The 17,292-nt window shown below is 69.6% G+C and carries 19 protein-coding genes and 1 tRNA gene; 9 read left to right on the plus strand and 11 right to left on the minus strand.

What is annotated here, in order from left to right; translation table 11 throughout:
• Positions 1–94 precede the first annotated feature (94 nt).
• Together F0U44_RS14340 and F0U44_RS14345 are read left to right on the plus strand one after the other, a co-directional pair.
• On the plus strand, positions 95–772 hold the full coding sequence (locus F0U44_RS14340; RefSeq protein WP_149728938.1) for a Crp/Fnr family transcriptional regulator: 678 nt from the start codon (positions 95–97) through the stop codon (positions 770–772).
• A 14-nt stretch (positions 773–786) separates the two neighbouring features.
• Positions 787–1,161, plus strand: a complete 375-nt coding sequence (locus F0U44_RS14345; RefSeq protein WP_149728939.1) for a YdeI/OmpD-associated family protein — start codon at positions 787–789, stop codon at positions 1,159–1,161.
• Here the strand turns inward: F0U44_RS14345 and F0U44_RS14350 are convergent.
• The 4 genes from F0U44_RS14350 to F0U44_RS14365 all read right to left on the minus strand — a co-directional run bounded on the left by F0U44_RS14350 (position 1,158) and on the right by F0U44_RS14365 (position 4,798).
• A complete protein-coding gene (locus F0U44_RS14350; protein ID WP_188113481.1) occupies positions 1,158–1,697 on the minus strand; it encodes a Uma2 family endonuclease in 540 nt (179 codons plus the stop codon). The genes F0U44_RS14345 and F0U44_RS14350 overlap by 4 nt on opposite strands.
• Before the next feature lie 136 nt (positions 1,698–1,833).
• Positions 1,834–2,337, minus strand: a complete 504-nt coding sequence (locus F0U44_RS14355; protein ID WP_188113482.1) for a Uma2 family endonuclease — start codon at positions 2,335–2,337, stop codon at positions 1,834–1,836.
• Between the two features lie 114 nt (positions 2,338–2,451).
• Entirely contained in the window at positions 2,452–3,945 is a 1,494-nt protein-coding gene (locus tag F0U44_RS14360) for an NAD(P)-binding protein (RefSeq protein ID WP_149728942.1), read from the minus strand.
• Between the two features lie 70 nt (positions 3,946–4,015).
• Positions 4,016–4,798: a helix-turn-helix domain-containing protein gene (locus tag F0U44_RS14365; RefSeq protein WP_149728943.1), complete on the minus strand. Its 783-nt coding sequence runs from the start codon at positions 4,796–4,798 to the stop codon at positions 4,016–4,018.
• 113 nt (positions 4,799–4,911) lie between these two features.
• Here F0U44_RS14365 and F0U44_RS14370 point away from each other — a divergent pair, with 113 nt between their 5' ends.
• On the plus strand, positions 4,912–5,283 hold the full coding sequence (locus F0U44_RS14370; protein ID WP_149728944.1) for a DUF1330 domain-containing protein: 372 nt from the start codon (positions 4,912–4,914) through the stop codon (positions 5,281–5,283).
• Here F0U44_RS14370 and F0U44_RS14375 read toward each other — a convergent pair.
• Genes F0U44_RS14375 through sp36 form a run of 4 tightly spaced genes read right to left on the minus strand, consistent with a single transcriptional unit; the run spans position 5,280 to position 7,589 of the window.
• Complete coding sequence (locus F0U44_RS14375) at positions 5,280–6,101, minus strand: MBL fold metallo-hydrolase (protein WP_246160467.1); 822 nt, start codon at positions 6,099–6,101, stop codon at positions 5,280–5,282. The two genes, F0U44_RS14370 and F0U44_RS14375, sit on opposite strands and share 4 nt — an antisense overlap.
• 3 nt (positions 6,102–6,104) lie before the next feature.
• Positions 6,105–6,974 carry an NUDIX hydrolase gene (locus tag F0U44_RS14380; protein ID WP_149728945.1) on the minus strand — a complete coding sequence of 290 codons (870 nt, stop codon included), beginning with the start codon at positions 6,972–6,974 and terminating at the stop codon, positions 6,105–6,107.
• The gene (locus F0U44_RS14385) at positions 6,971–7,432 is read right to left on the minus strand and encodes a RidA family protein (RefSeq protein ID WP_149728946.1); all 462 of its coding nucleotides are present in this window, start codon (positions 7,430–7,432) and stop codon (positions 6,971–6,973) included. The genes F0U44_RS14380 and F0U44_RS14385 overlap by 4 nt, the downstream gene beginning before the upstream one ends.
• A gap of 1 nt (position 7,433) precedes the next feature.
• Positions 7,434–7,589 (minus strand): Sp36 family protein, encoded by a 156-nt coding sequence (gene sp36, locus F0U44_RS23040; protein WP_188113483.1) that lies wholly within the window; start codon positions 7,587–7,589, stop codon positions 7,434–7,436.
• Positions 7,590–7,672: 83 nt separating this feature from the next.
• Here sp36 and F0U44_RS14390 point away from each other — a divergent pair, with 83 nt between their 5' ends.
• From F0U44_RS14390 to bagB, 3 genes are read left to right on the plus strand one after another with little or no spacing between them, the layout of a single operon-like run.
• Positions 7,673–8,086, plus strand: coding sequence for a hypothetical protein (locus F0U44_RS14390; RefSeq protein ID WP_149728947.1), 414 nt, complete (start codon positions 7,673–7,675; stop codon positions 8,084–8,086).
• A 26-nt stretch (positions 8,087–8,112) separates the two neighbouring features.
• The gene (gene bagA / locus F0U44_RS14395; protein WP_149728948.1) at positions 8,113–9,111 is read left to right on the plus strand and encodes an ATPase BagA; all 999 of its coding nucleotides are present in this window, start codon (positions 8,113–8,115) and stop codon (positions 9,109–9,111) included.
• A gap of 1 nt (position 9,112) precedes the next feature.
• On the plus strand, positions 9,113–10,303 hold the full coding sequence (gene bagB, locus F0U44_RS14400) for an ArsA family ATPase (protein ID WP_149728949.1): 1,191 nt from the start codon (positions 9,113–9,115) through the stop codon (positions 10,301–10,303).
• A 19-nt stretch (positions 10,304–10,322) separates the two neighbouring features.
• Here bagB and F0U44_RS14405 read toward each other — a convergent pair whose 3' ends face one another.
• On the minus strand, positions 10,323–10,619 hold the full coding sequence (locus F0U44_RS14405) for a WhiB family transcriptional regulator (protein ID WP_188113484.1): 297 nt from the start codon (positions 10,617–10,619) through the stop codon (positions 10,323–10,325).
• A 229-nt stretch (positions 10,620–10,848) separates the two neighbouring features.
• Here F0U44_RS14405 and F0U44_RS14410 point away from each other — a divergent pair, with 229 nt between their 5' ends.
• A complete protein-coding gene (locus F0U44_RS14410) occupies positions 10,849–13,254 on the plus strand; it encodes a penicillin-binding protein (RefSeq protein ID WP_149728951.1) in 2,406 nt (801 codons plus the stop codon).
• Between the two features lie 17 nt (positions 13,255–13,271).
• Here F0U44_RS14410 and F0U44_RS14415 read toward each other — a convergent pair whose 3' ends face one another.
• Positions 13,272–13,730, minus strand: coding sequence for a GatB/YqeY domain-containing protein (locus F0U44_RS14415; RefSeq protein ID WP_149728952.1), 459 nt, complete (start codon positions 13,728–13,730; stop codon positions 13,272–13,274).
• 26 nt (positions 13,731–13,756) lie between these two features.
• On the opposite strand from F0U44_RS14415, the gene F0U44_RS14420 reads away from it, so the two are divergent.
• Positions 13,757–14,695 carry a metallophosphoesterase gene (locus F0U44_RS14420; RefSeq protein ID WP_149728953.1) on the plus strand — a complete coding sequence of 313 codons (939 nt, stop codon included), beginning with the start codon at positions 13,757–13,759 and terminating at the stop codon, positions 14,693–14,695.
• A 104-nt stretch (positions 14,696–14,799) separates the two neighbouring features.
• Positions 14,800–14,873: transfer RNA gene (locus tag F0U44_RS14425), tRNA-Pro, on the plus strand.
• 74 nt (positions 14,874–14,947) lie between these two features.
• Here the strand turns inward: F0U44_RS14425 and F0U44_RS14430 are convergent.
• On the minus strand, positions 14,948–17,188 hold the full coding sequence (locus F0U44_RS14430) for a calcium-binding protein (RefSeq protein WP_149728954.1): 2,241 nt from the start codon (positions 17,186–17,188) through the stop codon (positions 14,948–14,950).
• Positions 17,189–17,292: the final 104 nt, after the last annotated feature.

Here is a 17,292-nt window from a genome sequence, read left to right on the forward strand (position 1 = left end):
GGATGCGGGCTGACGTGGCGGCAACCACACGCGCGCGTTCGGGCCGACCTCACCTGGGGGGACCGGTTCGCCGTACCGAATCCTTGGAGGAACCGTGGACAACGACGTTCTCCGTCAGGCCCCGCTCTTCAGCGCGCTCGACGACGAGGCTGCGTCGGCCCTCCGGTCGTCCATGTCCGACTCCCGCCTGCGACGCGGCGAGGTCCTCTTCCACGAGGGCGACAGCGGCGACAAGCTCTACATCGTCCTCGACGGCAAGGTGAAGCTCGGGCGCACCTCCTCCGACGGCCGCGAGAACCTCCTCGCGATCCTCGGTCCCGGCTCGATGTTCGGTGAGCTGTCGCTCTTCGACCCGGGCCCGCGGTCGGCGACCGTGACCGCGGTGACCGACGCCGAGTTCGCCTCGCTGTCCCACGAGGACCTGCTGCGCTGGCTCGACGGCCGTCCCGCCGTCGCCCGCGGCCTCCTCTCCCAGCTCGCGGCCCGGCTCCGCAAGGCCAACGACGTCGTCGCCGACCTGGTCTTCTCCGACGTCCCCGGCCGCGTCGCCAAGGCGCTGCTCGACCTCGCCGAGCGCTTCGGCCGCACCGCCGACGACGGCGTCCACGTCCACCACGACCTCACCCAGGAGGAGCTCGCCCAGCTGGTCGGCGCCTCCCGCGAGACGGTCAACAAGGCACTCGCCGACTTCGCGTCGCGCGGCTGGCTGCGACTCGAGCCCCGCTCGGTCGTCATCATGGACATGGACCGCATGTCCCGCCGTGCGCGCTGACCTCTAACCCACCCGTGCTGAGCGGCGTCGAGGTCCTCGTCGCCGACCGGGCCGGATGGCGCGGTTGGCTGGCGCAGCACCACGCCACCGAGCCGGCGGCCTGGGTGATCCTCACCAAGAAGGGCGGCACCGTCACGGCGCTGTCCTACGAGGACGCCGTGCTCGAGGCGCTCTGCTTCGGCTGGATCGACGGCCAGGGCCGTGGCCGCGACGCGGAGACGACCTTCATCCGCTTCACCCCGCGCGGACCGAAGAGCAAGTGGTCGATGTCCAACGTCCGTCGGGTCGCGCTCCTCGAGGACGAGGGGCTGATGACCGATGCCGGGCGCGCGGTCATCGAGGCGGCCCAGGCCGACGGCCGCTGGGACGCTGCTATCGCTGCTGATTAGGCGAACAGCGCGTCGAGGTCGACCGGCACCTCGACATCGCCGTAGGCGAGCACGACCGCTCCGTCCGTGTGACGAGCCGACTCGACGAAGGTCCCGCCATCGTTGCGAAAGGTCACGATCACGCGGTCACGGGGGTCGACGATCCAGTACGTCGGCGCACCCCACTGGGCATAGCGCTGCGTCTTGGCGACGTAGTCGTCCTTGCGGTTGCTCGACACGACCTCGACCACCAACAGCGGCGGAACCGTCAGGTGGTCGTCCTCGCCGTCCTGGGTGATGACCATCAGGTCGGGTTTGAGCGCCTCGCGAGAGCCGTCCGGCGACCAGGCCCAGCCGCCGATCACGTCCGTGCCGTCGGCGAGCCCGTCGCCCAGGTGCCGCTCGAGACGCTGGATGACCTTCTGGTGCCGAAACGTCGGACTTCCCTGGATCACCTGAGCGCCCCCGTAGTACTCACTCGGGCGCGGATCGTCGAGAGCCAGGTAGTCGTCCCAAGACATGGGGATGCGCAGCAGGTCGTCCGGCGTTGTCCGCATCGCAGTCACCCCTGGGCCGTCCCCTCGGCTCGTGTCGGCCTCACCCGAGATGGTTGCCGACCGGCTCATCCTCCGCAACCGGCACGGGACAGGCAAGCGCGCGGCACAGGCCTGTGGATACCGACGCAGCGACCGGTCAGCCGAACAGCGCGTCCAGGTCGACGGGCACCTCGATGTCGCCGTAGGTGAGGACGACCGCGCCCGAGGTGTGGAAGCCGGACTCCTCGTAGAGGCCGTCTCGCAGCACCAGCGTGGTCACGGCGTGATCGCGTGGATCGACGATCCAGTACGACGGAGCGCCCCACGCTGCGTAGCGCTGGAGCTTGGCAACCAGGTCGGCGGAGCGGTTGGTCGACACGATCTCTACAACGAGGAACGGGATGCTGCGAAGGGCGCGCTGCTCCGTCGTGGGCTCGTGGACCATGAGGTCTGGCCCAAGCTCCTCGCGCGCCCCATCGGGCGACCAGGCCCAGCCTTGGGTGACCGCCGCGCCTGCCGGGGCATGCGCATGAAGGAGCGTCGTCAACCTGAACTGGATGTGTTGATGGAGCTGCGACGGTTGTGCTGCCACGACGAGTGCGCCCCCGTAGTACTCACTCGGGACGGCATCGTCATAGGTGAGGTACTGCTCCCAGGACATGGGAAGACGCTGCAGGTCATCGCTGCGGGTGATCGCCACGGTCATTGGTCCCCTCCGGTCGAGCGTCTCCCGAGATCGTCACCCGACACCGCGATCCTTCGCAACCGCGAGGGATCAGGCAAGCGCGCGGTGGCGACCTGTGGAGGACGGCGCGACGACCGCACCCCGCTCGATCCCGAACCGATCACAGAGCGCCTCGATCGCCGTCACGTACTGCTCACGCCGCCGCTTGTGCTGGGCGACGAACACGAGCTGACCGACGAGCCGGCGCGGCGCCGGGTACCACCGGTCGAAGTCGAGACCGCACTCCGCGAAGACCTTCGACGGCAGGTGGTCGAAGGCTTGGCCGAGGTTGTACTGGGCGAGGGTGAGCAACCCGGCGAGGCCCGCTGACTGCGAGGCACGGAAGAGGGCCATCCCGTCGACCTGCAGGAGCGGGACCGTCGTGATCTTGTCGAGGAAGAGCAGGTGGGTCAGGAAGTACCCGCCGAACGAGCTGAACCCGAACAACCCGGTCGCCCCGATGTTGATGATCCGGCCGTCGGCTTCGACGTACGGCGGCTCGGTCGGCCGGTCGTCGAAGTCGAAGTGGCTCGTGCAGTTGACGATCCAGCTGCCGGGCTCGATAGCGACGTGGTCGCCGCTCTTCAGCTCCAGGCGCACCTGGTCACCGTCGTCGACCGCGTCGAGGAGGTGGTCCATCACGCTCCGGCGGAGCCCGCCGCGGATGGTCGCGATCTCCGCCTCGGAGATGAGCCCGACGAAGAAGTGCTGGGCGGTCGGCGTCGCGAAGGTCCCGTAGTTCTCCCGGCACCAGGCGTAGACCTCGGCCTCGTTGGTGCCGTCGAACCGGTTCGCCAGCTCGGTGATCAGCCAGTTCGGGCGGCGGCCGCGGTACCAGCGCCGTACGCCCGTGGGGTAGAAGGCATCGCGCGACACGAAGAACGTGCCGCTTCCCGCCACCAGGTTGATCTCGCGGCCGGGGTAGTGGGTGATCAACGTGTGGAGGGCGTCCATGCCGGTCTTGCCGCTGCCGACGACCCACACCGGCGCGTTGTCGTCCGCGATCGCACCGCCGCGGAGGTCGCAGCTTTCCGGCGCGACCGATCGCACGCGGCTGCTGGACAGGGTCAGCGGCTCGTTGACCTCGATGCTCAGCCCGACGGCGTTGATGAACTTGCCTGCCCGGACGACCACCGCCGGGCCGTCGCCGGCACGGCACGTCACGGTCACCGAGTCGCCGTTGTCGACGGCTCCCTCGAACTCGTGGCCGAGGAGCTCGGTCACCCGCACGGCCTTGCGCGCCTCGTCGACGCAGTGCCGCAGGTGGTCGAGCACCTCGCCCTTGGTCGCGAGGTGCTCGGGAGGCTCATCGATCGTCCACGTGACGTCGCCGGCGGTGAAGAACGGGTGCGGCTGGTGGAGTCGCACGTAGTCGTAGGTGTCCACCCACATGCCGCCGACCCGCTCGTTGCGGTCGATCAGCACGACGTGCTGGTCAGGGCGCAGGTAGCGGCTAGCGACGTAGAGCGCGTTGACACCGGCGATGCCCGCGCCGACGACGCAGACGTCCGCCTGGATGATCCCCAGGTCTTGGGATGTCGACACAGCGGTCCCCTCTCGGCCGTCCCGAGAAGCTCGCCTCAGTGTGCTCCTCCCCCGACAGGACCGACAACCGTCAGTCGGATGAATCGGTAGCCGCGTGCAGCGCCCGCCGGGTCGCCTGGTCGGCCGGGTAGAACGCCTCGATGGCCAGCTCGGAGAGCGTGACCTCGCGCGGCGTCCCGAAGACGGTGGAGGTCGAGATGAACGACAGCACGGTGTCTCCCACCCGCAGCTGCAGAGGTACGACGAGCGCGGCCGGTGCCGCGGGCAGGTCGATGTCGCCACCGACCTCGTCGGCGAGGTCGCGGAGAGCAGGATCGGCGGTGGCGTCGTACTCACGGCGCAGCCGGGCGGTCAGCGCGGCGCGCCACTCGTCGAGGTTGACGACCCTCGGAGCGAGGCCGCCGGGGTGGACGGACAGCCGGATGACGTTGACCGGTGGCTCCAGCAGGGCAGGGTCGACCCCGTCGAGGAGGCCGTAGGCCGCGTCGTTGGCGGCGACCAGCTCCCAGTGCCGGTCGATCACCAGGGCCGGGTAGGGCAGGTGGGCCCGGAGAATGGCCTCGAGCGCCGCGTTGGCCTCGGCCATCGGCGGGTCGGACAGTCGGTGCTCGGGGTGGGCCGGGGCGAAGCCGCCGGCCAGCAGCACCCGGTTCTGCTCGCGCAGCGGCACGTCGAGGTGGCGGCACAACCGCAGGATCATGCCGCTGGTGGGCTGGGACCGACCGGTCTCGACATAGCTGAGGTGCCGTGTCGACACGTCGGCGCGGCTGGCGAGGTCGAGCTGGGACAGGTTCCGTCGTTGCCGCCAGTCCCGCAGCAGGTCGCCCGCCGGCTGACCGTGATGGTCGCTCATGGCCCCGACGCTAGCGGCGCGAGGTCGTGGTGCCCATGACCTCCGAGGTCATCGACGCCACGCGGTCGGTCGGGTTCTGATCGGTCCCTCAACCGCCCGGAAGGAGCAGCACCATGAACAGTCCCCAGACCCCCAGGACCAAGGCCTACGCCATCGCCTACCTGCGCGAGATCGACTTCGGCCCGGAGATCGCGGAGTACCTCGAGCGGATCGACGAGACGCTGGCGCCGTACGGCGGCCACTTCCTCGTCCACGGCGGCGCGCTCACGCCCGCCGAAGGCACGTGGGACGGCGCCGTCGTCGTCATCGAATTCCCGTCCACCGCGGCCGTCGAGGAGTGGTACGACTCCCCCGCCTACCAGGCGATCCTGCCGCTGCGCACCGAACACTCGCAGTCGATCGCGGCCATGGTGGAGGGCGTGCCCGAGGGCTACCGCGCGATCGAGAAGGTGCCCGAGGTGCTCGCCCTCGCGACGGCGAGCTAGCGCTTCGCCAGGTAGGCGAGCTGGGCGCGCACCGACCACTCGGCTGCGCCCCAGAGCGACTCGTCGACGTCGGAGTAGACGACCTCGACCACCTCGCGCGGGAGGGTCGGGTGCTCGGCGACGTCGGGCGGCAGGTCGGCGGGCGCCAGCCCCAGACGGGTCAGGGCGGCCTCGACCTGCCCGAGCCGTTCGCGCCGGTGGGCGACGTAGTGGTCGAGCACTCCGGCGGCGTCGGGGAGGACCGGTCCGTGGGCGGGCCACAGCGACTCCACCCGGCCCTCGGCGACCAGCGCGCGCATCTTCGCGATCGACTCGAAGTAGCCGCCGAGGTCACCGTCGGGATGGACGATGACCGTCGTCCCGCGGCCGAGCACCATGTCGCCGGTGAGCAGGGCGCGGTCGGCGTCGACGACCAACGAGATCGAGTCGGCGGTGTGACCCGGGGTGGTGATCACCTCGGCCCGCAGACCACCGACGTCGACGACCTCGCCGTCGGTCACCGGGTCGGAGCGCCAGCACTGGGCCGCATCGAGGCCGCGCACCCCGCAGCCCATCCGCTCGGCGAAGCTGCGCGCGGCCTCGGTGTGGTCGATGTGGTGGTGCGTCACGAGGACGAAGTCGACCTGGCCGGCGATCTCGGCGACGGCGTCGAGGTGGGCGTCGTCGAGCGGACCCGGGTCGACCACGATCGACCGCTCGGCGCCGGGCTCGCGCAGCACCCAGGTGTTGGTGCCGTCGAGCGTCATGATCCCCGGGTTGGGGGCGAGCACGCAGCGACCGCGGTCGCCGTAGTCACCTCCAGCCCAGGGGGCACTCACGGGTCAGGCCCTCCGTGCGGCGACGAGCCCCCGCAGCTCGTCGGGCATCGAGAGCATGTAGCCGTCACCGTGGGCCTCGGCCACCGGCATGAACATCTGCACCGTCCGCTTCGACGCCTCGCCGAACACCGCGTCGATGGTGCCGAGAGTGCCGACCTCGAGGCAGGTGAGATAGGTGGGCGGGAGCATCGCGAGGGTGCCGCCGTCGGCGTCGTCGGCGGCCTGCGCCGCTGGCAACCACACCACCTCGGACGACTCGGTCGACACGTCGCGCGTGCGCTGCCCCTCGGGCAGCACCGCGACGAAGAACCAGGTGCGGTAGCGCTTCGGCTCGAAGGACGGCGTCAGCCAACCGCTCCAGGTGCCGAGCAGATCAGTGCGGAGGACGAGGCCGCGCCGGTTGAGGAAGTCGGTCATCGACAGCTCCCGCGAGACCAGCGCCTCGCGGTCGGCCTCCCAGTCCGCACCCGTCGTGTCGGCGACGACCGTGTCGACGGACTCGCCGGCCAGCAGCACGCCGGACTCCTCGAAGGTCTCGCGCACCGCCGCGCACACCAGCGCCCGCGCGACGTCCTCGTCGGCCCCGAGCCGGGCCGCCCACTCGGCAGGCGACGGACCGGCCCAGGCCACGTTGGCGTCGTAGTCGCGGGGATCCACACCGCCGCCGGGGAAGACGCACATGCCGCCGGCGAAGTCCATCGTGACCTGGCGGCGCAGGAGGTAGACCTCGGGCGAGCCGTCGGCCCCCGGCCGGAGCAGGACGACGGTCGCGGCGTCGCGGGGAGCCGCCACCTCACGCACGCCGTCCTCGTACTCCTTGATGACGTCGATGAGCTCGACGGGCAGCGGGACCGGCGGGAGCGGGATCCTCAACGAAGGATCTCCGCGACGACCTCGACCTCGACGGGCGCGTCGAGCGGCAGCACCGGGACCCCGACCGCGGAACGGGCGTGGATGCCGAGCTCACCGAAGACGCTGCCGAAGAGCTCCGAGGCGCCGTTGGCGACCTTGGGCTGGCCGGTGAAGTTGGGGTTGGACGCGACGAAGACGACCACCTTCACGATGCGCACCTTGGCCAGGTCGTCGACCTGGGAGGCGATGGCCGCGATCGCGTTGAGGGCGCACTGCTGGGCGCAGGCCGTCGCGACCTCCTCGGTGATCCCGTCGCCGACCTTGCCGGTGGCGATCAAGGCGCCGTCGCGCATCGGCAGCTGGCCCGCCGTGTAGACGTAGGAGCCGGACCGGACCGCAGGCGCGTAGGCCGCCACCGGAGGTACGACGTCGGGGATGCTGAGGCCGAGCTCGGCGAGCCGCTCCTCGGGGCCGTTCACCTCAGGCCTCGACCGGACGCTTGAAGTAGGCGATGTCGTTGCCGCCGTTACCGGAGATGAGCGTCACGAGCTCCCAGCCGTCCTGGCCGAAGTTGTTGAGGATCTGCGCCGCGACGTGGTTGAGGACGGGCGCCACCTGGTACTCCCACTTGGTCATGCGGCGCACACTACCCATGGCCTCGGTTTCGAGGCTCGCTGCGCTCGCACGTCAACGAGCGGGGCCTGTGCCACGATGCGCGAATGAGTCTCGACAACGCCGTCTGGTTGCTGACCGGACTGGCCGCGGTCGTCGTACTCCTCACCAGGATGCGACTGTCCTCGGAACAGTCTCAGTCGGGCCACGCCCTCGTGCCCCTCGCCATCGTCAACGCGCACACGCTCTTCGGAGTGGGCGCCCTCGCCGCGTGGATCTACTACCTGAACTCGCCCGACGACACCTGGGGGCTGGTCGCCCTGCTGCTGTGGTGGATCGAGGTCGTGATCGGGTTGCTGATCCTCGCGCGCTGGGTGTCGCGCCCGAGCAAGCACGCCACGGAGACCACCGGTGACAGCTGGGCCGAAGGACCGGGTCTGTCGGTGCTCGGACACATCGGCATGCTCCTCGGCATCGGCTTCTTCACCTGGATCGTGCTCGCGGACAAGCTGTCAGGCTGACCTTTAGCAGCCGCTACGCTGCCAGGGTGAGTGACTGGTCGCGAGTACAGCTGCACGTGGTCACCGGCAAGGGCGGCACGGGCAAGTCGACGGTCGCATCCGCGCTGGCCCTAGCCCTGGCCCACCAAGGCAAGCACGTGCTCCTCTGCGAGGTGGAGGGACGCCAGGGCATCGCGCGGATGTTCGACGTCGACCCGCTCCCCTACGAGGAGCGGCGGCTGACGACCGGCCTCCCGGACGCCGACGGCGGCCGGGGTGTCGTGCACGCGCTGCACATCGATGCGGAGTCCGCGCTGCTCGAGTACCTCTCCATGTACTACCGGCTCGGTCGCGCCGGCCGCGCGCTCGACCGGTTCGGTGTCATCGAGTTCGCCACCACGATCGCCCCGGGCGTCCGCGACGTGCTGCTGAGCGGCAAGGTCTACGAGGCCGTGCAGCGCAACAGCCGCAACAAGGGCGCGATCGACTACGACGCCGTCGTCCTCGACGCCCCGCCGACGGGCCGGATCACCCAGTTCCTCAACGTCGGCGGCGAGGTGGGCGGCCTCGCGAAGGTCGGCCCGGTCAAGGCGCAGTCCGACACGATGATGAAGCTCTTCCAGTCGCCGGAGACGGCCGTGCACCTGGTCACCCTCCTGGAGGAGATGCCGGTGCAGGAGACCATCGACGGCATCGCCGAGCTGAAGCGCGCCAAGCTCCGCGTCGGCGGCGTGATCGTCAACATGGTCCGCCCGCGCGACCTGTCGACCGAGGACCTAGCGGCCGCCCGCGAGGGCACGCTCGACCGCGACCGCATCGAGTCGGAGGTCAAGGCCGCCGGCATCGAGGTGTCCCCCGCCCTGCTCGACGGCCTGCTGCACGAGGCCCGCGAGCACGCCGAGCGGCGCGCGCTCGAGGACGCCCAGCGCGAGGTCGTCGGCAGCCTGGGCGTGCCGACCTACGAGCTCCCCCGGATGGCCGGCGGGGTCGACCTCGGCGCTCTCTACGAACTCGCAGGACTCCTGCGCGAGCAAGGGATGGCCTGAGATGGCACGGCGTACGACGGAGCACCAGACCCGGGTGGGCCCGACCTCCCCCAGCGCACGGCGGGCCGGAGCGCTCGACGTCGACGCGCTCCTCGCCGATCCCAAGACCGGCATCATCGTATGCTGCGGCTCGGGGGGCGTCGGCAAGACGACCACGTCGGCCGCGCTCGCGCTGCGCGCTGCGGAGCAGGGGCGGAAGGTCGTCGTACTCACGATCGACCCGGCCCGCCGCCTCGCCCAGTCGATGGGCATCGAGGCGCTCGACAACGTGCCGCGGCCGGTCACCGGCGTCGTCGGCTCTGGTCGGCTCGACGCGATGATGCTCGACATGAAGCGCACCTTCGACGAGGTGGTCGAGTCGCAGGCCAGCCCGGAAAAGGCGCAGCAGATCCTCGCCAACCCGTTCTACATCGCGCTGTCGAGCTCGTTCGCGGGCACGCAGGAATACATGGCGATGGAGAAGCTCGGCCAGATTCATCGTGATGCTCTCAAGACGGGCACCTACGACCTGATCGTCGTCGACACCCCGCCGTCGCGCTCGGCGCTGGACTTCCTCGACGCGCCCGAGCGGCTCTCGAGCTTCCTCGACGGTCGCTTCGTGCGGCTGCTGCTCGCGCCGGCCAAGGGTCCCGCCAAGCTGATGTCGGCGGGCTTCAGCATCATCACCAACGCCCTCACCAAGATCCTGGGCGCACAGTTCCTCAAGGACCTGGGCATGTTCGTGTCCGCCCTCGACACCGTGTTCGGCGGGTTCCGTCAGCGGGCGCAGCAGACCTATTCACTGCTGCAGGCCGACGGCACGGCGTTCCTCGTGGTGGCGGCGCCCGAGCCCGATGCCCTGCGCGAAGCGGCCTACTTCGTCGAGCGGCTCAGCGAGGACGGCATGCCGCTGGCCGGCCTGATCGTCAACCGCGCGAGCCCGGCGCCGGAGAGCTCGCTCGCTGCCGAGGAGGCGCTGGCGGGTGCGGGACGGCTGCGCCGTGACGACACCGGGACGCTCGCGGCCGGCCTCTTGCGGCTGCACGCCGACCAGGTGCGCCTGGTGGAGCGGGAGCAGGGGCTGCGCGAGCGCTTCGCGACTGCGCACCCGCAGGTGCCGACGGCCGTCGTACCGGCGCTCGCCGGTGACGTGCACGACCTCGACGGGCTCCGACGGATCGGCGGCCTGCTGGCCGACGCCGCAAGCGCTTAGACCGCGGCGAACTCGCGGGTCAGGCGGTCGCCTTGGCGGTGACCGCGGCGAACTCGCGATCCCGAGCGGTCTCGAGGACCTTGCGCCACGACGCGTCGGGGCGACGGCGCAGCAGCGCACGGCGCTCGCGCTCGGTCATACCGCCCCAGACGCCCCACTCGATCTGGTTGTCGAGCGCCTCAGCGAGGCACTCGGTGCGGACCGGACATCCGGCGCACACCTGCTTGGCCTTGTTCTGCTCGGCGCCCCGGACGAAAAGCTGGTCCGGCTGCTCGGTGCGGCATGCCGCCCGCAATGCCCAATCGTCTACCCACATGACGTTGTCCCCATCTTCATGAGAAGGGCGCCGCCCCCACAGCGTCGCGAGTTCCTTCTCGTGCTGGTAAAGGTAAAGGACTGGTCTGGTCCGGCACATCACTCGTTGTGCGCAACCTGTCTAGTCACATTTCACTAGTCGCAGGCGGCGAACCGCGCGTTTCAGGCTCGGTGACCACGTGGAATCGCCGAATCCGGATGGGTGGGCAGGCTCACGTACGCTGGCGCCCATGGCCCGCTCCAGGACCGATGGTCTTCCCGCGTCCAAGGTGATCTCCCACCTCGGCGTGATGCTGCTCGTCTCCGCGGTGCTCGGCGTGGTCGTCTCGGGCCTCGCGATCCCCTTCGCCGGCGTGCTCGGCTTCGCCGCGCGCAACGTCTCGGAGTCGATCGACGAGCTGCCCCAGGAGCTCGAGACCGACCTCCTGCCGCAGCGCACCGAGATCCTCGACAGCAACGGCGACCAGATCGCCACCATCTACGACCAGAACCGCGTCGTCGTCCCGCTGCGTCAGATCTCGCGGATCATGGTCAAGGCGATCGTGTCGATCGAGGACTACCGCTTCTACCAGCACGGCGCGCTCGACGTGAAGGGCACGCTGCGTGCGCTCTTCACCAACCAGGCCGCCAACGGCGTGGTGCAGGGCGGTTCGTCGATCACCCAGCAGCTGGTCAAGCTGACCCTGCTCGACCAGGCGAAGGGCAAGAAGGAGCGGGCGGCCGCCACCGAGGACTCCTACGCGCGCAAGCTCCGCGAGCTGCGCTACGCGATCGCACTGGAGAAGAAGCACTCCAAGGACTGGATCCTGGAGCGCTACCTCAACACCGCCTACTTCGGCGACGGCGCCTACGGCATCCAGGCCGCCGCCCAGCACTACTTCAACGTCAACGCCCGCGATCTCAACCTCAAGCAGTCCGCGATGCTCGCCGGCATCGTCCAGAGCCCGGGCGCGTTCGACCCGACGGAGAACCCCGATCGTTCGCGGGAGCGCCGCAACGTCGTGCTCGAGCGGATGGCCGAGCTGAGCGTCATCAGCCAGCGCAGCGCCGACCGGGCCGAGTCGCTCGGCCTGGGGCTCGACATCCAGCAGAAGGCCCGCGGCTGTGTGAACTCCACCGCCCAGTTCTTCTGCGAATACGTGATCGAGTGGCTCAAGCAGGACCCCGCCCTCGGCGACACCCGGCGTGAGCGCTGGCAGCTGATCGAGAACGGCGGCCTGACGATCACGACGTCGCTCGACCTGCAGATGCAGAACGCCGCCAACACCGCGGTGACCTCCCACGTCTTCCCCCAGGAGGGCGTGATCGGCGCGATGGCGATGGTCGAGCCCGGCACCGGTGAGGTCAAGGCGCTGGCCCAGTCGCGCCCGCTCGGCAACGGGCCCGGCGAGACCTTCCTCAACTACTCGGTGCCCAAGGAGTACGGCAAGGCCAACGGCTTCCAGCCCGGCTCGACCTTCAAGACCTTCATCCTCGCCGCGGCGATCAACCAGGGCATCCCGCTGACGACGACGATCCCCTCACCGGCCTACAAGAGCTTCGACCTGGGCGACTACAAGACCTGCGACGGCTACTACCAGAGCAGCGAAATCCACGAGTTCTCCAACTTCGACTACGCCAACCACTCGGTCAACCTCTACACGGGCACCCAGGGATCGGTGAACACCTTCTTCCTCGAGCTCGAGAAGCGCACTGGCCTGTGCGAGCCCTACACGCTGGTTCGCCGCCTCGGCGTCCACCTGACCGACCCGCGCCACGAGATGGTGCCGTCGTTCACGCTCGGCATCGCCGACACCAGCCCGCTCGAGCTGGCCGAGGCCTACGCGACGTTCGCCGCCCGCGGCAAGCACTGCGACTCGCTGCCCGTGCTCAAGATCGAGGACAGCCAGGGCAACCTGCTCAAGAAGTACGACTCGAAGTGCACCCAAGAGCTCCCCAGCCCGGTCGCCGACGCGGTCAACGACGTGCTGCGCGGCGTCATCGAGCCCGGCGGCTTCGCGAGCGCCCAGTACCCCGGCCAGGAGGCCGCGGGCAAGACCGGTACGTCGACGGCCAACAAGTCGGTGTGGTTCGCGGGCTACACGCCCAACCTGGCCGCCGCGGTCGCCGTCGCCGGCGTCAACAAGCTGGGAGACCCGGAGTCGCTGGACGGCAAGACCATCGGGGGCGTCACCTACTACTCCACGTCCGGATCCGCGACGGCCGCGCCGATCTGGGGTGACGCGTTCCGCGCGATCGCCCCCGGCCTGCCCGACGAGACCTTCGTTCCGCCGTCGAGCGAGGACATCGCCGGCGTGCTCGTCCCCGTCCCCGACGTCACGGGTCTCTCGATCGACGCCGCGACCGCGACCCTGGAGGACGCGGGCTTCGGGGTCTCCAACGGCGGGTTCGTCGACTCCGGCGCACCGCGCGGCACGGTCATCCGCACCAGTCCCGCTCCCTACGCCATGTTCGGCTCGGGCGACACCGTCACGATCTACGTCTCCGACGGTTCACCCAAGCCGCCCAAGAAGCCCGACAAGCCGGACCGCAACGGTGGCGACGGCAACGGCAATGGGAACGGCAATGGGAACGGCAATGGGAACGGCAACGGCAACGGGAACGGCAACGGCAACGGGGGCCGCGGCAACGGCTGAGGCCGGTCGAGCGGTGCTCAGCCGAGCTGGCGTCGTACCTCTGCCGCGACAGCGGCGCCGTCGGCGCGCCCCTTGACCTGGGGCGTGACGACGCCCATAACCTTGCCCATGGCCTTCGGGCCCTCCCCCGCGACGCCGAGCTGCTCGACCGCCTTGGTGACGAGGTCGGCGATCTCCTCAGGGCTGAGCTGCGCGGGCAGGTAGTCGGCGATCACGGCGGACTCGGCACGCTCCTTGGCGGCCATCTCCGGGCGGTTGCCCTCCTCGAAGGCGACAGCGGCCTCGCGGCGCTTCTTGGCCTCGGTGGAGAGCACGCTGAGCATCTCGTCGTCGGTCAGCTCCTTGGCCTCCTTGCCGGCGACCTCGGCGTTGGTGACGGCGGTCAGGATCATCCGGATCGTGGAGGACCGGACCTCGTCGCGGGCCTTGATGGCGGCGGTGAGGTCAGTGCGCAGACGGTCCTTCAGCGTGTTCATGGGTCCGATTGTGACAGTGTTGCCGCGTGGTCCCCTCACGACTTCTCGGCATCCTGGGCGCCGGCGTCGCGGCCGGTGCTGCCGCGACCGCCTACGCCACCTGGGAGGCGCGTCAATACACGCTGCGCGAGGTCGACCTCCCCGTGCTGCCCGCCGGGATGCGGCCGCTGAAGGTGCTGCACCTCAGTGACATCCACATGACCCCGGGTCAGACCCGCAAGCAGGAGTGGCTGCGGGGACTCGCGGCGCTGGAGCCGGACCTGGTGATCGACACCGGCGACAACCTGGCCCACCGCGACGCCGTACCGGTGGTGCTCGACAGCCTCGGCGGCCTGCTCGACTGCCCGGGCGTCTTCGTGCACGGGTCCAACGACTACTTCGAGCCGAGCTTCCGCAACCCCTTCAGCTATCTGCTCCCCGACAACGGCAAGCGCTACACCGAGGTGCCCGAGCTGCCCTGGGGAGCACTCTCCGCCGGGCTCGCGGGCGCCGGGTGGCTCAACCTCTCCAACCGCAGGGCCGTGCTCGAGGTCGGCGAGACGCGCTTCGCCTTCGCGGGCGTCGACGACCCCCACCTGAAGTACGACGACCTGGAGGCTGTCGCGGGTCCGGCCGATGCCGGAGCCGACCTGCGCCTGGCGGTCGCGCACGCGCCCTACCTGCGGGTCCTGGACCAGTTCGCGGCCGACGGCTACGACGCGATGATCGCCGGACACACTCACGGCGGGCAGGTGCGCCTCCCCGGGATCCCCGGCCTGATGCCCAGTCGGGCGCTCGCCACCAACTGCGACCTCGAGCCGGCCCGCTCCCGCGGCCTGCACCGCCACCCGGCGGACTCCCGGCCCGGCGACCCCGGCTCGGCCTGGCTGCACGTGTCCGCAGGGTTGGGGACCAGTCCCTACGCCCGGATCCGCGTTGCCTGCCGCCCCGAGGCCACGCTGCTCACCCTGCTTCCCCGGGAGTGACCGGAGGAGCGACTCAGGACTGATCCGAGGGCCGGTCCGATTCGGTCGGCGTGTCGGTGCTCCGGTATGCTCCCGTGCTTGTGAGCGGGCTCGCCCGATCATGGCGGGCTGTGGCGCAGCTTGGTAGCGCGCCTCGTTCGGGACGAGGAGGCCGCAGGTTCAAATCCTGTCAGCCCGACCGCCTGAAATGCACCGGAGGACCCACGTCACGACGTGGGTCCTCCGGTGTTTTTCCACCCCTACGAATCAGTCCTACAACTCGCAGTTGACTGCGGTCTCGATGCTCACGCAGGTGTCGGAGACACCAGGACCACCGTCACCGAAGTCGGTGTGATCGCCACCGTCCAAGAAGTCGTTGCCGCCCTCCCCGTAGAGGAAGTCGTTGTTGTCGGCGCCACTGATGGTGTCGGCGCCGTCACCGCCCTCGAGGATGTTGACGTACTCGTTGCCGGTGATCACGTCGGCGCCTGCACCACCCCTGACGTTCTCGATGAGGTCGATCAGGTCCTTCTCACTCGCCTGGCCGTCGTTGGCCTTGCCGTCGAAGGTGACCGACACACTGAGGGTCCGATCCCGGTAGTCGATGAGGTCGACCCCGTTGCCGCCGGAGATCTTGTCGGCACCGTCCGCGACCGAACCGGCGTAGATCGTGTCGTTCTCCTCGCCCCCGTCGAGAACGTCGTTGCCGCCGAGCCCCTGGATGTCGTCCTCGCCGAAGCCTCCGAAGATCTTGTTCTTCCCGTCCGAACCGGTCAGCAGGTCGTCCCCGCTACCGCCGATGACGTTCTCGATGTCACCGTCGATCGAGTCGCTCTCGAAGTCTCCGCCGCCACTGCCACCGGGGCCGAGAGCGACGCTGACGTTGTCGGTGTGGTCGGCGTAGGACACGGTGTCGTTGCCGGTCCCGCCGAACATGAAGTCGTCGCCGCCCTGTCCGTCGATCACGTCGTTGCCGCCCAGAGCGTGCAGCTCGTCGGCGCCGTCTCCGCCGAGCAGCGTGTTGGCCGCCCGGCTGCCGAACAGGTCGTCGTCCTGCGCGCTGCCCTCGATCCCCTCGACGTTGGACTTGACGTTGTCGAGGTCGCCGGACGGGCCGTCGTTGGCGTCGTTGTCGAGCGTCACCACCACTTCCGTCGGACCGTTGGCGTAGGTCACGAGGTCCGTGCCGCCGCCACCATTCACCAGGTCGCTGTCAGCGGGGCCAGCCAGGACCGGCTGCGGTGCGAACAGGTCGTCGCCGCCTCCACCGGTGAGGATGTCGTTGCCGCCGTAGCCGTAGAGCTCGTTGTCAGCGGAGCTGCCCTTGAGCTCGTCGTCCCCGAAGTGGGTGCCCTCGATGATCTCGACGTCCTTGCCGACGCGGTCCTTCTGGCCGGCATAGCCGTCGTCGGCCGCTCCGTCGAGGTCGACCTTGACCGACTGGGTCGAGTAGTCCTCGTAGGACAGGTCCCACTCCACGTAGCCGGAGTAGCTGACCGTGTCCTGGTCGACGCCGCCGATGATCGTCTTGCCGGTGCCCTTGTAGGCGATGAAGGTGTCGCCCTCCTGGCCACCGTCCATGACCGACCCGTTGCCCTCGGCATACAGAAGGTCGTTGCCGTTGTCACCGAGGAGCGTGTCCTTACCACCCCCACCGACGATCCAGTCGGACGAGACACTCCCGCGGATCACGTCGTCGCCCAGACCGCCCACCACCCGCTCGGTGCGGATGATCTTGTCGCCCTGACCGATCGGGCCGTCGTTGGCGACCTCGTCGAGCGTGATGTCGAGCGGCACGTTCGCGGGGACGTCGTACTCGACGGAGTCGTAGCCCTCGTAGCCGTCGAGGAAGTCGCCCTGGCCCACCGTGCCGTAGAGCGTGTCGTCGCCGGCGTGACCGAAGAGGTAGTCCGCGTTGGGGCCGCCCTTGATCTTGTCGTCGCCCTGCCCGCCGAAGATCTGCTCGTTGTCGCCGAAGATGTAGTCGTCCTCGCCCGCCTCCCCGTCGCCGTTGGGCGTGCTCAGGTCGATGTCGAGCGCCGCGGTCCGTGCGTGGTAGTCGACCATGTCCGTGCCGGACCCGCCGTGGATGAAGTCCTTGCCGTGACCCGGCTGATAGACGTCAGCACCGCCGCCGAGATCCAACTCACCGTCGACGGAGGTCCCCTCGCCGAACACGACGTCGTGAGCATTGCTCCCGGTGAGCTCCCACGCATCGACCCCGGCCAACGGACAGGTGACGATGAAGGCGCTGACCTGGGTGCACGGAGCACCGCTGGTGAGCGTCATCCCCTTGTCGGCGGCGACCCGGAAGTTGGCGCCGACGTCGCTGATCGAGACGTTGTCGCCTCCGCTGTCCTGGATGCCGATCAGCACCACACCGCTGTCGTAGAGCAGCGTGCCCGACACGGCGAAGGCTGGCGCTGGCGCGAGCACCGTGACCCCCGCTGTCCCCAACCCCAGCAGTCCCGCCACGATCGCCGTACGCGCGCTCTTGATCACCAACGTGCTCACCCCATGCAAGCTCGGATCTTCGGTCGCCGAGCCGCACCCTTGCGGAGCACCCTGCCAGCCGTGGCCGCCGGTGGGAATGCTTCGATCGGATGGTTTCTACGAAG

Origin of the sequence: Nocardioides humilatus, assembly GCF_008373755.1 — a bacterium.
GTDB classification, from domain to species: Bacteria; Actinomycetota; Actinomycetes; order Propionibacteriales; family Nocardioidaceae; genus Nocardioides; species Nocardioides humilatus.